15 protein-coding genes are annotated in these 15,252 nt (G+C 51.9%); 7 read left to right on the plus strand and 8 right to left on the minus strand.

Translation table 11 applies throughout. From position 1 onward, the window contains the following. Positions 1-42: 42 nt before the first annotated feature. The 4 genes from EH198_RS09745 (at position 43) to EH198_RS09760 (ending at position 4,797) form a co-directional block, all read left to right on the plus strand. The gene (locus EH198_RS09745) at positions 43-582 is read left to right on the plus strand and encodes an NADPH-dependent FMN reductase (protein ID WP_124695354.1); all 540 of its coding nucleotides are present in this window, start codon (positions 43-45) and stop codon (positions 580-582) included. A 210-nt stretch (positions 583-792) separates the two neighbouring features. After that, on the plus strand, positions 793-1,950 hold the full coding sequence (locus tag EH198_RS25335) for a winged helix-turn-helix domain-containing protein (protein ID WP_124695355.1): 1,158 nt from the start codon (positions 793-795) through the stop codon (positions 1,948-1,950). A gap of 136 nt (positions 1,951-2,086) precedes the next feature. Then, positions 2,087-3,460, plus strand: coding sequence for an MFS transporter (locus EH198_RS09755; protein WP_246014171.1), 1,374 nt, complete (start codon positions 2,087-2,089; stop codon positions 3,458-3,460). Positions 3,461-3,579: 119 nt separating this feature from the next. Beyond that, a complete protein-coding gene (locus tag EH198_RS09760; RefSeq protein ID WP_185702831.1) occupies positions 3,580-4,797 on the plus strand; it encodes a glycosyltransferase family 8 protein in 1,218 nt (405 codons plus the stop codon). Between the two features lie 122 nt (positions 4,798-4,919). Here the strand turns inward: EH198_RS09760 and EH198_RS09765 are convergent, their stop codons facing one another. The 5 genes from EH198_RS09765 to EH198_RS09785 are packed head-to-tail and all read right to left on the minus strand — an operon-like array spanning position 4,920 to position 7,238. After that, positions 4,920-5,216 carry a spore coat protein gene (locus EH198_RS09765; protein WP_124695357.1) on the minus strand — a complete coding sequence of 99 codons (297 nt, stop codon included), beginning with the start codon at positions 5,214-5,216 and terminating at the stop codon, positions 4,920-4,922. Between the two features lie 4 nt (positions 5,217-5,220). Further along, on the minus strand, positions 5,221-5,427 hold the full coding sequence (locus tag EH198_RS09770) for a hypothetical protein (protein WP_025333609.1): 207 nt from the start codon (positions 5,425-5,427) through the stop codon (positions 5,221-5,223). Positions 5,428-5,459: 32 nt separating this feature from the next. After that, positions 5,460-6,596, minus strand: coding sequence for a zinc-dependent alcohol dehydrogenase (locus EH198_RS09775; RefSeq protein ID WP_124695358.1), 1,137 nt, complete (start codon positions 6,594-6,596; stop codon positions 5,460-5,462). Next, a complete protein-coding gene (locus tag EH198_RS09780) occupies positions 6,593-6,979 on the minus strand; it encodes a spore coat protein (RefSeq protein ID WP_124695359.1) in 387 nt (128 codons plus the stop codon). Before EH198_RS09780 ends, EH198_RS09775 begins: the two co-directional genes overlap by 4 nt. A gap of 13 nt (positions 6,980-6,992) precedes the next feature. Next, a complete protein-coding gene (locus EH198_RS09785) occupies positions 6,993-7,238 on the minus strand; it encodes a spore gernimation protein GerQ (protein WP_124695360.1) in 246 nt (81 codons plus the stop codon). A 235-nt stretch (positions 7,239-7,473) separates the two neighbouring features. On the opposite strand from EH198_RS09785, the gene EH198_RS09790 reads away from it, so the two are divergent. Beyond that, positions 7,474-8,052, plus strand: a complete 579-nt coding sequence (locus EH198_RS09790; RefSeq protein ID WP_124695361.1) for a sigma-70 family RNA polymerase sigma factor — start codon at positions 7,474-7,476, stop codon at positions 8,050-8,052. After that, the gene (locus EH198_RS09795; RefSeq protein ID WP_124695362.1) at positions 8,042-9,016 is read left to right on the plus strand and encodes a hypothetical protein; all 975 of its coding nucleotides are present in this window, start codon (positions 8,042-8,044) and stop codon (positions 9,014-9,016) included. Before EH198_RS09790 ends, EH198_RS09795 begins: the two co-directional genes overlap by 11 nt. 59 nt (positions 9,017-9,075) lie before the next feature. Here EH198_RS09795 and EH198_RS09800 read toward each other — a convergent pair whose 3' ends face one another. Then, positions 9,076-12,342 carry a DEAD/DEAH box helicase gene (locus tag EH198_RS09800; RefSeq protein WP_124695363.1) on the minus strand — a complete coding sequence of 1,089 codons (3,267 nt, stop codon included), beginning with the start codon at positions 12,340-12,342 and terminating at the stop codon, positions 9,076-9,078. An 86-nt stretch (positions 12,343-12,428) separates the two neighbouring features. Next, entirely contained in the window at positions 12,429-13,169 is a 741-nt protein-coding gene (locus tag EH198_RS09805) for an SDR family NAD(P)-dependent oxidoreductase (RefSeq protein WP_124695364.1), read from the minus strand. Between the two features lie 130 nt (positions 13,170-13,299). Between EH198_RS09805 and EH198_RS09810 the strand changes: the two genes are divergently transcribed. Continuing rightward, complete coding sequence (locus tag EH198_RS09810; RefSeq protein ID WP_124695365.1) at positions 13,300-14,196, plus strand: LysR family transcriptional regulator; 897 nt, start codon at positions 13,300-13,302, stop codon at positions 14,194-14,196. 78 nt (positions 14,197-14,274) lie between these two features. On the opposite strand, the gene EH198_RS09815 is transcribed toward EH198_RS09810, so the two are convergent. Continuing rightward, positions 14,275-15,189, minus strand: coding sequence for a phosphatidate cytidylyltransferase (locus EH198_RS09815; RefSeq protein ID WP_124695366.1), 915 nt, complete (start codon positions 15,187-15,189; stop codon positions 14,275-14,277). Positions 15,190-15,252 lie beyond the last annotated feature (63 nt).

A 15,252-nucleotide genomic window follows, 5' to 3' on the forward strand; every position in this document is an offset into this window, starting at 1 on the left:
ATATTTTTAAAAAATACATTCATATTCTGAGGAGGAACTCTAATGTCAAAGTTAAATATCGGAATTATTCTGGGAAGTACGCGTCAGGGCCGTTTAAGTCCGCAAGTAGGCGAATGGGTAAAACGTATCGCCGACCAGCGCGGCGATGCCAATTATGAAATTGTAGATATCGCTGATTACAAGCTTCCATTGCTTGGAGAAGCCGATGCTGCCGTACAAGCGGCTGCCTGGAATGAAAAGCTGGGTTCCCTGGACGGCTTCGTGTTTATCGTTCAGGAGTACAATCACAGCATTACGGGCGCGCTCAAGAACGCCCTCGATTATGCACGAGAGGCATGGAACAACAAAGCGGCGGGGATTGTAAGCTACGGCTCTGTAGGCGGTGCCCGTGCGGCTGAGCATCTTCGCGGAATTCTGGGTGAACTGTCCGTAGCGGACGTTCGAATCCATGCAGCTTTATCCCTCTTCACCGATTTCGAAAACGGGCAGGTATTCAAGCCTAGCGATTTTCACCTGACGAACGTAAACGGCATGCTGGATCAAGTGCTTGCTTGGAGCGGCGCGCTGAAGACGCTGCGCTAATATGAACATCCCTCACTTCCAGGCTTGAACTGTGACCCCCAAGGTGGCTCCTGAATTCTTCAGGAGTTGTCTTTTTGTTCAAAATTTCTACGTGAAACTACTTGCGTCCTTCAAGGACGCCGTTAGGCTTTCTTCTTGGCTGGAGCCTCACGGCAGGGGCCTGTTATAATAGCGGGAAGAGAGTCTCGGCAGGAAAGTGGGTGGATCGGCATGATTCTGGAATTGAAAGAAAACGGGTATACGGTATCCGCCGGGGGAATATCGGTTGAATTATTCGCCAAGGAGTTTGCCCTGCTGCGGTTCCTGTACCGCAATCGGGGGCGCGCGTTCAGCCGGGAGCAGCTTCTGGACAGCGTATGGCCGCTCGAATATCCGGTGGAACGCACTGTGGACGACCACATTTACCGATTGCGCAAGAAGCTCGGCCCCATTGAGGGTATTTCGATCCGCACGGTCCGGGGGTTCGGATACTGCCTGACCGTGCGGGAGCCGGCCGCGAGCGTCGATGTCAGCCCATCCGCGCATGACGCGGAGCTGCGGGAAAAGATGCGGGAGGTCTTCGCCAAATACCATCAATACGGGCAGGGGAAATCGATGCTGGCGCTTGCCCGTCAGCAGGATGTTTTGGGCTATGAGATGGACCCGTTTTACTCCGTTTACTTGCGTTTTGTGCAAGGCGATCTGGAGTGGCTACTCAGCGGCGGGAAAATACCGGGTCCCGAGCGGGTATACTGGCTGCTGCTGTTCTATATGTTCGCGGGGGAGCCCGAGGACAGTTTGAATTATTGCGAGCGGGTGCTTGAGGCGAAACGGCTGCCTTCATCCCAGCAGCGCGAAATGGAAATTCTCAATATTCTCGATCTGTACGCGCTGGTGGGGAAGCCGGAGAAGGCGCTGGAGCGGTTGAAGCTGACCCGAAGGGTCATTGCGGAACCGGGCTATGAAAACTTCGACACGCCCGCTGCCAACGTTGAGTTTTACATCCACCTGATGATGGGAACTCCGGACGGGGAGATGCAAAGAATGGCGGAAGCGGTTGAGGGCCTTCTCAAGAAGAAGCCTTTCTTGCGGGAAATCGGCGTCTTTACCATTCTCAAAGGGCTTTGGATGCTGCGGAAGAATGAACGGCGCGCCGGCGAAGCGCTGCTTGATGAGGGACTGGGGGTGCTGGATCTTTCCGGATTCGTGCCTATACGGCTGTTTGGGCTTTACCGGATCGCGCATTTCTCCCGGAAGTTTGCGTTCGCAGGCAGGGATGAGATATTGGGGAAGTACGGGGCAGTGTTCGCGGAAGAGCAGGCGCGCTGCGGGCTGCCCGGAAATATGGTCCGGATCGAAGCGGTGCTGGACAACTTTTTTAAGATGTGATGCCGAAGCGGAATGTCCGGACGGCATGTTGCGCAGCCAGGCAGAGGGGGGGCCCGTCTTCTGATATTTCTCTGACAAACCGGCGGTATACTCGGCGTATTGAAAGGCGGGTACAGCCGGATGGAGGAATATTACAATGAGTATCGAAGCCCCTTTAACCAAAATGGAGACGCGGGCTGGTCGCGGCCTGCTTGGTAACAAAATCTTTATGCGCTTATATACGGCATATGCGGCGGCAGAATTTGGCAGCTGGTTCGACAGTCTGGCGATTCAGGTGCTGGTCGCCTATCGCTGGCAGGCCGGTCCGCTGCTGCTGGCGCTCATTCCCGTCAGCCTGGCGCTGCCGGGAATCGTGCTGGGCTCAGTGGCTGGAGTAGTCGCCGACCGGCTGAACAAGCTGAAGCTGATGCGCCTGTGCGATCTGCTTACCGCCGTGCTCACCGCCGCGGTGCTGCTCGCTCCCGGCATATTCTGGCTGCTGCCGCTGCTTGCGCTGCGGTCGGCCGTCTCGGCGCTGAATGTGCCGGCCCAGCAGTCGCTCACCCGAAGAATTGTCCGGGAGGATCAGCTGCTTCAGGCCGCATCCCTCAATGGTTTCGTCACACAGGGCTCCAAAATCGCCGGTCCCTTGCTCGGCGGAGTCGCCCTGGCTGCCCTTTCGCCCGCCTGGTGCATTGCGCTGAATGCCTGCATGCGGCTGTTTTCGTATGTGCTGCTGCTGTCCATAAAGAACGCTGATGCAAATGAGAGCACAGGTGCGTATATTGATGAACGGATGAAAGCAGGGGACCAAGCTACCATGGACGCAGAGGAGCAAGCTCCCGGCGGGAAGCCGCTTTCGGCGCGGGCAATGTGGAAGGAAGGCTGGAGCTTTATTTTCGGCAGCAGGCTGCTGCGCAATACGATGCTGTTCGGTCTGCTGGGCGCCTTGTCGATCCAGATGGTTGATTTTCAGTTCGCCAGTCTGTTCCGCACTCTTGCCCCGGATAAGGAATATCTGCTCGGCTGGCTGGTGTCGGCGGCGGGGGCGGGAGCGGTGCTGACGATCGCCGCCATGAACAAGATCGGGCGCGGCGCAGGCTATGGGTCCAGACTGGGCGGAGGCTATGCGCTGATCGGCGCGGCCATCGGAGGGCTGGGCCTGCTTCCGATTGGCGCCTCCCCGCTTCCCGTGCTGCTGCTGGGACTGCTTATGGGCGCCGGAAACGGGATGTTCATGATCGCCTTCAATTACTGCCTGCAAAAAGAAACACCTCCACATATGACGGGCAGGGTATTCGGAATTCAGAGCATGGTGCTGAGTGTCGTAATGATTGTCGCTCCGCTGCTGGGCGGTGCGCTGGTCGATCTGGCGGGACCTCGGCGGATTTTCGCTGGCTTCGGCCTCGTGATCGCGCTGATCGGTGCGGCGGGAATGCTTCTCGGGCGCTTGCTGTGGCCGGCAAAGAAGATGGAAAACAGGGCAACAGCTGCAAGCTTTAATGCCAGTTCACAGAATGATTATAAATAAATCGGGCAACTCTTGGGGAATAGTCCAAACCAGTTTCTGGGTTTTACATACACTTAAAGGGTCAAATGCATCATGTGACTATGCAAAAACATACTTTAAGGGCAGGTGAATCCGGAAAAATGATTGAGCTGGTTTTGACTATCAACGATAGGGACGGAAGATACGCAGAGCATGCGGGTGTTGTTCTTGCATCCATCTTTTCCAATACCCAGCAGACGATCAATGTCCACATTGTCCATGATGATTCACTAAGCGATGAGAACAAGTTAAGGCTCACTCAGCTCGTCGATGCGTTTCATCACAACATCTTTTTTTATCGTGTTACAATTCCCGGAGATTTTCTTGAAGTTGCGGCCGGCGTGAATAAAATTGACTATTGGACAATAGCCAGTATGTACCGTCTGCTGCTCCCGCAGATTATTCAGGCCGACAGGGTTATTTATCTGGACTGCGACATTCTGGTCAATATGGATATTAACGAATTGTGGAGTGTTGATCTGGGAGGACAGTATTTAGGCGCAGTGCGGGATCAGGGCGAAAATTTGATGGAGTACTTTGTTTCGCTTGGGCTTAACGCGGAGCTGTATTTTAACTCGGGAGTCATTCTGTTTCATTTGAACAATATCCGCAGCAGAGAGACCTGGTATCAAGAAATGCTCGGTTTCATGCGCACTTTTCCGTCGATAACGATGCCTGACCAGGATATTCTGAATGCCCTGTACAGCTTAAACTATGTGCAGCTAGATCTGCGGTTTAATACGTTCGCTCACCCCGAGCTCGATTTGGAGAATAAAATAGTACATTTCGCCGGGGATGGAAAATGGTGGAATGAAGATTCGCCCGCTGCGCCGCTCTACCAAAAATTTCTTGCCATGACTCCCTGGGCCCCGGGATTTATACCAGTACCTGCTTCTGTCCCGGAATCAATCATCCCGTTAGACCCGCCGCCCCCGCCGCAGGAAGAACAGGCGATTGCGCCGCCTGAGCCACCCGCTCCGGAAATTCCGATTCCCGATCCGCCGGTTCTTGAAATCCCCGCCCCGCAAGTGGAAGTACCGGAGGTGGCTCCCGTAAAGCCGCACGGACGGAAACGCCGCAGATTGATTCGGTTGCTGAGAAGATTGAGACTGAGAAGGAAGCTGCGGCTGCGGCGAAGATTAAGACTGAGAAAGCTCAGATTAATCCGCGCGAAATATCGTTCCCGTAAGCGGGTAAAACTGCTCAAGCGCCAGCGCGCAGCGAAGAACAAAGTCCTGAAACCGGCCAAAAAGAAGCTGCAGCGGGTCAGAACCATTCACACATCCCGTTCGAAGCGTCCATTGAAACGCACCTCATAATCGGTTTATTGTACATTCGCCCAGCTCTCGGCCTGACGCCAGGATGAAGAAATATGTAAGCGGAAGGTTTCCGCCGATAAGGCCCGACTGCTCCCTTTAGCTTAGAGGAGCAGTCGGTGCATTCAGGACTGAATATTCAGAGCGGTCTGAATGTTTTGCAGATCCAGTTGAACTTGATCTTTAAGATTGTATGGGTGATACAAGCCTCGCCGCACCGTATAATCGGCAATCAATTCATACAGGTCTATGGCTTCTTCAAGCTGCTTGATCAGAACGGATTTGAATTCAGGCGTGGCGCATTCGGTGACGGCCATGGCGTAGTTTCGGACTCCGCTTTTGGCAGTGATCAGAAAATCCATGGCAATAACTTCATCGGTCAGGGTATTCATCCCTGTCATGCGTTCCAGGATCGGGTTCATCGTATCATCTCCCCTGCTGCGATTTGGATAAAAGTGTGCTTAGATCCTGAAGGTGCTGCGTGGATACTTGAACGTCATGCTTCAGGATTTGCTGCAGTTCCGGGTCGGACACCAGAACCTGCATCGTTTTGGATTTCGTCAGGCAGACGGTCTTGAACGCCGCTATTTCATGGACCTCGAGCGTTTCGTGTAAAGCGTATGATGGATTCATTTTTGATTACTCACCCCTTGTCGGATCAGTCATTACGGTTTTAGAATCACTTTAATGCAATCGTCCGTCTTCGTGTCGAAGACCTCATAGCCGCGCTTCGCATCGCTAAGCGGAATGACGTGCGTAATAATGTCTCCCGGGTCCACTTTACCGGAGGTTACCAGCTCGTACATATAGGGCATATAATGAATAACAGGAGCCTGTCCGGAGCGGATGTTGATGTTGCGCTGCATGATATCGCCAAGCGGAAACCCGTTATAGCGCCCGCCATATACTCCTGTTATTTGGATCGTTCCGCCTTTGCGTACCGCTTGAGACGCGATGACCAGAGGACTCAATGTTCCGCCTTGCAGCTTGAGGCCGCTTGCGAGGAATTCCAGATCGCTCATTTTCCCGTCCATTCCGACGGCGTCAATCACGACATCGGCTCCGCCTTTGGTAAGCTCCTTGAGGTGGTTGCCGATATTTTGCTGCTCCTCGAAATTTACAATTTCTACTTTATTCGTAAGCTTTGCATGCCGCAGGCGGTAATCGACGTAGTCGACGGCTATGACCCTTTTTGCGCCTTTCAGCCAGGCAAACTTCTGGGCAAGAAGTCCCACTGGGCCGCAGCCCAGTACGATCACGGTATCTCCATCCTTCACACCGGCGTTGTCGATGCTCCAGAACGCGGTCGTCATCGCATCGGCTATCAGGCAGAGCTTTTCATCCGATTCTTCGCAGCTTTCGGGGATTTTGAAGTGGGTAAAGTTCGCGAAAGGAACGCGTAAATACTCGGCTTGTCCGCCAGGATACCCGCCGGCAGATCCGGAGTAGCCGAAATAAGCGCCGACTTCCCCGTTTTCGTTGGAATGGTCGCATTGGCTTTCCAGGTGGTTTTTGCAGTAAAAACACTCTCCGCAGGCGATGTTGAACGGAATAATCACCCGGTCGCCTTTCTTCAGCTTGGTTACTCCGGAGCCAACCTCTTCCACAATTCCCATAGGCTCATGCCCGATGACATAATCCTCCTGAAGATTGGGAATCATCCCGTGGATCAGGTGGAGGTCGGAGCCGCAGATGGCCGTGCTGGTCAATCTGACAATCATGTCGTCAGGCTTCTCTATTTTAGGGTCCGGGACCTCTTTTACGGCGATATTTTTAATGCCTTGATACGTTACGGCCTTCATGCCTGATTTCCTCGAATGTGTTCATCTGGCGTCCGGTCGAACAAGCCTTTGCGTCGTGTATCCTCCGGGAACAAATTCATTTGCCCGATCATGACCGTGTTGTTTGCCGAAAGCTGGTCCAGCTGGTATTGCTCATTGAGCTCATAAGGATGGAACCATTTCTTGCGCATCATGAGGTCGGAAATCTCCTGGTGCATTGCGATTCCTTGTCTCAGCTGATTGCGCAGCAGCGCTCTGGCATCCGGAGAAGCCGTTTCAGTGAGGGCAATCGCCGTATTTCTTACTCCTTCTTTGGCACGAATAAGGAAGTCCGTGGCAAAGGTCGTATCCGCCATTTCCGGCATATTTAACGCGTTTATCGGGTCTAAATAATCCGGGTTCATTGGGTTTCCTCCTCTAGTTTAGAATGGGCGTGGGACGATTGGTGGGGACGGGCGCCTGGAAAGGAGCTCTGGCATAGACGGCCTGCAGCTCCGCAATTGCCTGGATGGACTGCTCGACATCTTTTTGCATCAAGTCTTTGAGCTCCTGATCAAACACGATTCCCTGCATAAGCTTGGATTTGGCCAAGCATAGCGTTTTAAAATTAAGCGCTTCGTGAAGTTCCATCGATTCATGCGGCGCCAGAATTTGTGCAGTCATATGTGAAATAATCCCCTCCTTATTGGTTTTCTGGGATAGCATTTCCCGGACCTACGGAATTATGCTTAAAAATAAGAAACCGGCGTGGGGGGCTCCGGTCGTAGCCCCGTAGATTCTAATCATCCACTCCTTGTGTGAACCGATGATCGTTGTAATCACATTTTTTCATTCTGAATGAACCTTTTTGGCAAAAAGAGCCAATATCCGTTGTAAGACCCGAATGGAGGCCGGCCCTATGAAGGAGTTAGACTTGAACCCGTGGCTTATCCGGATGAGCCAGGGTGATGAACAAGCGTTCCAAGTTGTTTACGAATCAACGCGCGATCATGCTTACAGATTGATCAGCTATCTCGCTCCCGCAAAGCAGGATATTGGAGATATTATGAGCGAAGTGTATTTCGAACTGTACAGAAGCTTGAGTAAGTATGATCCGGAGCAAAATTTCGCATCATGGTTTAACGGTTTGATTGTCAGACAAGTACGAAATTGGAAGCGGAAAGAGTGGCGGCTTTTTCGCATCGCGGAAAAGCTGAGACTCAGCACCTCCAAATCATCCGACCCCGCGGCGGAGTTACGGTTGACGGCTCTGAGCGACCGGTTGGACTTGCTTCCGATCCTGCAGACGCTATCGCTCAAATTCAAGGAGGTTATCGTCCTCCGCTACTATCAGGATTGCTCTCTGGAGGAAATTGCCGAATTGTTGAAGATTCCGTTAGGCACAGTAAAATCCAGGCATCATCATGCGCTTAAACATTTACGCCGCCGGTTGGATCAACAGGGTTTGCGAAAGGAGGGGGATGGCTTTGTCTATTGAGCGGCAGCTGATCGAAGAGTTCGAACGAGATTCCCGGAAGTGTCCTTCTGACCTGGATACCCGAATTGCGGCGGAATACAAGCACCGGGTGATGCAACAAAGGGGAATACCGTTCATGTTCAGAAAAAGAAGAATGCCGAAAGTCGTCTTGATCGCCGTCATCTTTATAGTCATTTGCGGATTCGGTTATGCGGGGAACAAGCTCCTTTTTGAGGATCAGAAGGAGAAGTTGTCCATAAGCTATCAAACCGAGCAGCAGCTGCATTTTGAAAAGGGCGATGTGGGGAAGATTCGCAGTTCGTTCCAGGAAGTTAAAGCACAATTAAAACCCGGAGATACGGCAGTTGTATATCTTCAAGATTATGACATTCAGGTTCAGGGAACGCCGATTGTCTTCGGCATAAATAAACCGGTTTCTATCCCGTTAGAGGCATGGAAAGCGACATTGCAGCAGCGCAGCATCAAGGAGAAGCTTCCCGAATCCATTCTGGGAACATACAAGTTCGTGGAAGGCATGGAAACTTCGCCATACCAATTTAATTACGGCCCGGATGCTTATCGGCTTATTGATGAAATGAAAGCTGAAAGCAAGGAAACGGGAAGCAAGGTATTATGGCGTATAACAAATCTATCCGAAGCTGATCCTGTTGCCCCCTATACTTCCGTATACCGTAATTCAGCCAATGACACGATCTATTTGACTTGGCAAATTGCAGGCGGTGACACCAGTGTTAAGATGTTTCAAGCAGCTCCGCTGGGCACAGCATACGAGGAGATCGATATAGGCGGCCTAACGGCACATTATATGAAGGACGATCATTCGCTGTACGGACAGAGCACTATTCATCAGGACGTGATGTGGCTCAAAGAAAGCGGAGGCAAGACGATCGTCTATCATGTACAGACCGATTCCCAGAACATGACCAAAGAACAATTAGTAGAAGCGGCAAAGAGCTTGTTATAAGCTAAGCATTCAAAATAAAAACGGCTGATTCCATGAATAATGGCGTCAGCCGTTCTTATTCAAATCATCAAGATCTCGCGAAGCTCTTGTTCGGTAAGCGTGGGCATCGCCTCCTGACCCGGCCTCATCACTTCGTCGATCAGGTGTTTCTTTTTGTGCTGGAGCTCGTACATTTTTTCCTCCATCGTGCCTTGGGTGATGAGACGGATGACTTGGACGACATTTTTTTGGCCCATACGATGGGCGCGGTCGGCGGCCTGCTGCTCCACTGCAGGGTTCCACCACAGATCATACAGGACAACGGTATCCGCTCCGGTCAAATTCAGACCAGTTCCTCCTGCCTTCAAGGAAATGAGGAAGACGTCCATTTCGCCATCGTTAAACCGGTCGCACAGCTCGACCCGCTCGCGGGCCCTTGTAGATCCGTCCAAATAAAAAAATGGAATGCCTTGATCGCTCAGCGCGTGGCCGATGAGGCCGAGCATCTCCGTGAATTGAGAGAAGATCAGCATGCGTTTCCGATTGGCCAGGCACTCATCCACGATCTCCATCAGCTGCGTAAGCTTCGCGGAGCCACCTTTATACCCTTCGATAAAAAGGGCGGGGTGACAGCAAATTTGCCGAAGCCGGGTGAGACCGGCCAAGATTTTGATACGGCTCTTGTGATAACCATCTACGCTTAGATGCTTTAAAGTTTCCTGCTGCAGCTTGGCCAAATAAGCGGCATACAATTTCTTCTGTTCCGGCAGAAGCTCGGTAGGCTTGATCGACTCCATTTTGTCCGGCAGGTCTTGAAGCACCTCGCTCTTCCATCTGCGCAGCATAAAAGGCCGCGCCCGTTTGGACACCTCTTTGCGCGTTAAGTTTCCGAACGCCTTCCGGTCCTGGAACAAGGCCGGGAAGACGACGCTAAAGATCGACCACAGCTCTTCGATCCGGTTCTCGACAGGCGTTCCGGTCAAGGCGAACCGGTAACCGGCCTGGATCGATTTGACCGCCTGAGCCGTCTGCGTCGCATGGTTTTTAAAGGCTTGCGCCTCGTCCAGGATAAGGGTGTGGAACGGCTGCTTGGCATAGAGTTCCACATCTCGCAGCAAGAGCGGGTATGACGTGATGACGACGTCGGCCTCCGCCAGCCTTTGCATTTTCTCCGCCCGCTCGCTTTGGCTGCCGTCCGCAATCAGCACGCGAATGTCCGGCGCGAACTTCCGCAGCTCATTTCGCCAATTGTAGACCAGCGACCCCGGCGAGATGACGAGTGCGGGGATGCGCTGCTGCCGAATCTCCGGCAGAACGGAAACGATAAAAGCGATGCTCTGCAGGGTCTTTCCGAGCCCCATGTCATCCGCCAAAATGCCGCCGAACCCGTAATGGGCGAGCGTCTTTAGCCATTGGTAGCCTATTTTTTGATAATCCCGCAGCACATCCGCGAGAGGAGCGGGGACCTCGAAGTCGAGATTGTCCGGATTTCGCAGGTTATCGAGGAGCCGGCGGACCGGCCTGTCGAGCTTCAAGGCATTGAAGTCTTGATCGATCAAATGAATGCCGCGTGCGATGGGGACACGGATCTTCGTTCCCGCTATATCCGAATAGAGAAGCCCCGTGTCCTTCAGGAACTTCGATAGCTCCTGAAGCTCGGCGCTGTCCAGCGGGAGTAAGGAACCGTTCGGCAGGCGGTAATATCGCCGTTTTTCCTCCAAGGATTTCACAAGACTGCGGATTTCCGTTTCCGGAATCCAGCCCATGTCCAAGCGGAATTCGAGCCAATTCATTTGCTCGGCTGCGGATACCTGCACACTGACCTTCGGCAGTGTATCCAATTTGTGCAGCCGGAGCTTCACCGCCGTCGTTGCGTACACCTTCATCAGCTTCTCCAGTTGCGGAACAACCGTATACAGGAAGTCGAACTCGGCTTCTTCGTCGCTCATAAAGTATCCGGTCTCCGTCTTCGTAAAGGGACATTGTTCGATCACTTCGATGATCTGCCGCTCACGCTCAAGGTCCCGGACGAGAATACGAGGGGAGTCCTGCTGCTTCCGGCTATCCTCCAGGGGATTAATGACGACCTCATTATATTGAAATTCCACGGCAGCCAGAAGACGATCCTTCACCCGGTCCAGATACAGCTTGGCTAGAAGCGGGGATTGCGTGACCCGCTCAGCAATGGCCGGAGCGATGCTGACGCTGCCAAGCTTCTTGAAGCCGGGTATGGCTTTTTCAATAAAAGACTCCATTTGACCGCTACGTATCGGAATGACATCCGTACCCGATTCTTCGAGAATCGCCTTTAGTTCTGCAAGCCGTCTGCCTTGTTTCGCCGGAAGCGTAAGCAGCTTCCCATGAAGGAAGGCCGCTCCATAGGGCTCCATAACCGTCAATTGCTCAAAGCCGTGAACCCGTAAAGAGCAGTCCCCTGAACTCGTTTCATCGAACTCAAAGCGAAGAGGCAGGGGTTCATCAGATAAGCAAATGCCGTCATATTTGAGGTTCCCATCCATAAGAGTTACCTTCGGCGCCTGTGTCAGCAGGGGAAGCAGGCCTGCCCATGCCTGCGGCGGAATCAGCAGCATGCGGTCGCTTCTGCCTGAGACATAAACGGCGTGCAAACGGTCCGTTTCGCGATAGGCGGCCCGATCTCGTACCGTTTCGATTAAAGCTCGAAGGACGGCCTCGTTTTCTTTTGCAAAGCTGTGGAGCTCGGGATCGTAGCTGAACCTCTGTGAGAAAGGGTAGCGTTCCCCCCGTACAAGCTGATCCAGGAAGGAGGCGATATTTTGCACGATATATAAGGCTTTGGGGCCAACTTTAAGCTCGATGCCGAACAGGGCGGTGCTTTTGTTATAGGCCAAGAGCTTAAGAATGAACTCTACATCAAGAGGCGTTCTCGTTTCCACGAGCGTTCGATTGTGGATAGGGCGTATGGGCTTATCGTCGAACAGTCCGAGAATACGCTCGGCGAGGTGGACATTTTCCATATAATCGGGAGTATCTCCGGGCTGCTCATCGGCAGCAATCGGTGGAGCGGCTGAATCGCCGGTTAGCTGCAGCTCATATATACGGATCAGAACAGCGGCAATATGGTGGCAAAAGGGTTCGAATGAACCAAGGTCTGGGCAGGTGCACCGCGCATTCGGCTTGCCGTTCCAGTCAAACGCAAGCTGAATCTCATGATGGCTGGAGCCCTTCACTTCGGCCGTATATTCATTCGTATCGGGAGCGAAGCGTGTAAAATGGATCTTATTCGCGCGGCATAACCGCTCGCCTTTTTGATAAGCATATGGGCCGCACCATTGTTTGATCGATTTTTTGGTTAACGTTACACTCATTTAAACGGCACCTTCCTGAAATTATAGAACGGATGTTTGTATGTCCATTGTAGCATAAATCCCTCCCGCATCTATAATTGCACTACCTACAAGGTCTGACCGCTGTCCACCGTGATGATCTGACCGGTCATCGCTTCCTGTTCCAAGGCTGCACAGATCATGGATGCGATATCTTCGGGTGTCGAAATGCGCTGTAATAAAAGATTGGGGGCAAGCCGGTTCATTTGTTCTTCCTTTCCGGCCCACCATCTTGTCGCGACGGCTCCCGGCACGACACAGTTGACCCGAATATCGGGAGCCAGGGCCCGTGCCAACGATTTCGTTAAACCGTGAACGGCTGCTTTCGATACGGCGTAGGGAAGCGAGGATCCGAGTCCAGTTTGTCCGGCGATGCTGCCTATGTTGACGATCGCTCCCTGTTTATTTTTCTTCATGTAGGGGGCAACAGCCCGCGCGCAGTAAAACATACCTTTTACATTCACATCGAACAATTCATCCCATATTTCCCCGGTTGCCGCCTCCAGATTGTCCATCGGAATGTGCTTGGTGATGCTGGCATTATTGACGAGCAAATCCACTGTCCCGAATTGCTGAACGATGGTTTCGATCATGTTCCGGACTTCGTTGTCTTGGGATACATCGGCTTGTATGGCTGCAGCCCTCCCGCCCTGATTGATGATCCATTGCACGGTTTCTTCCGCATCGGACTGAGAACGTGAATAATTCACGATAACGGTTGCCCCCCGTTTGGCCAGCGCGAAACTGGTTGCTCTGCCAATTCCCGTACCGCCGCCTGTAACAAGAACCACTTGGTTATTTAATTCCATAATACATTCACTCCCTATGCCGTGTTTAATCGTTATCCTTGTAGATATTGTAAATTACCTTGTTCGATTTGTATAATTGAACTAGTTGAAGCTTTTGTTCAAAAATTTTGAACTGGTGAGGGAGCGCAGGGTGGATCTTAAAACTTTAAAAACGTTCCAAATGATCGTGAAATACAGCAGCTTTGTCCGTGCGGCCAAAGAAATGAACTATGTGCAGTCCACCGTCACGATGCAAATCCAAAAGCTTGAATCCGAGTTGGGCGTTCAATTGATCGAGCGTGGAAATGGAAAAGAGTTTCGGTTGACGGAAGCCGGAAGACTATTTCACGACCAAAGCTTGCAGATTGTAAAGAATATGGAGCAAATCCAAACGAACTTGTCTAATTTGCAGTTGGGTGAAACGGGGCATATTCGGATAGGGGTCACCGAGCCAACCGCGAGTTATCGTTTGCCGGGTATTCTGAAAGGATTTATGTCCAGATATCCGAATATCCGCATTTCCATGGAGTTCGCGAACACTCCGATGCTGAGCGAGCGCATTCTCAGAGGTGATCTTGACTTTTCGCTTTGCTCGGCTCCGGACCTGGGGACCGACTTTTATTTTGAACCCCTATTTAAGGAAGAGTTCGTGGCGTTAATGCCTGAGAACCATCCGCTTGCGCTTAAAGCGGTTCTCTCGCCGGAAGATTTTCGGGGTCATCGTCTGCTTATCACATCGGGAACCTGTCCGTACCGGAGAAAGCTGGAGATGGTTATGCAGGAAACGGGGAACCTGACGCTCGACACGATGGAGATTGGGAGCATGACGGCCTTGAAATTTTTCGTCGAAAGCGGGCTCGGCATCGCTCTTGTCCCGAAGATTATAGCGGAACCCGTTTCTGCGGGAACCACAATACGGACCATCCACGGAAGCCTTATACATATGACTTTCGGGCTCCTGTGCAAAGCATCGGCATACCCGCCGCAATTGGCCGGTCACAAGCTTTATCTATATCTCAAGCAGCATCTGAAAGAACAATCCTTTTGATATGCAAAATAACGCAGACTGCGCCGCTGTCAGGCCATTTCCTTTCCTTGGTATTGCTAATAATGTCTAGGTATACAGTTACATGAAGTCGAAAAAATAACGGATCACATGGAAAAAGACCGGCGAGGTGTAGGTCAGGCTATCGACCCGGCTTAAGTAGCTTTTTTTCAAAGCATCGAACTTATCGTCATCGCCGATTAACAAATCCCGCTTTAGTACGGAAACCGTTAAGCTGCCGAAGAAACCGCTCAAGCTGATCAGCATGCCGGAAACGATACCGAAAGTCAGGTTAAGCGGCGTCAGGTAGGGGTAGATCAGATACGAAGTCCCTGTCGTTACGAGAAAAGCGCATGCGAAGCCTTCCCAAGTCAAATTCGGATTGGCGGTCGGGACCACCTTCCGCTTGCCGAAATAGATCGATGCCAGATAGTGTACGACATCACCAAGCTGCGTCAACACCACTAGAAAAAGCACAAGTCCCCCTCCGTACTGCGGCGTAGCAAATTGGAAATAGGCCAGGTGACTAAGTCCGAAAACCATCAGCATAAGTCCCCATTGGACCCGGCTGACGCTGCGCAGAAATCCGACCGTTCCTTTGTTGATCAATCGCGGGAGCGGCAGGAACAAGAATACATAGATAGGGATGAAGACAATAAACATCCCGTACCACCCGATATAAATCCAATAGAACTGTACGGGAATCGACAAATACGCCCATAGAAACAGTCTGCGGTCGGCTTTTTTCGATCTAATCATGGAGAAATATTCTTTCAGCGCGAAGAAGGCGAGCACCATGAGGGAAAGGAGCGAAACGACCGGGTTGAAAAGGGTAGCCAAGCAAAAAATGAGGAGCATGCCCCACCAGGTCTTGATGCGGAATCCAATGCCCGTATAGTCTTTGTCCGGCTGTATTCTGCCCATCACATAATACAGCAGATGGATGACGGATAAGACTGCAAAAATAAGGACTATCGTTAATAGCGAGCTGTTCATTGCCAATCACCAACTTGCCTGCAGGGTAAGATTCCATTAAAGAGATCTTATGTTATTATGAAG

The organism is Paenibacillus rhizophilus (assembly GCF_003854965.1).
Lineage (GTDB): Bacteria > Bacillota > Bacilli > Paenibacillales > Paenibacillaceae > Paenibacillus_AQ > Paenibacillus_AQ rhizophilus.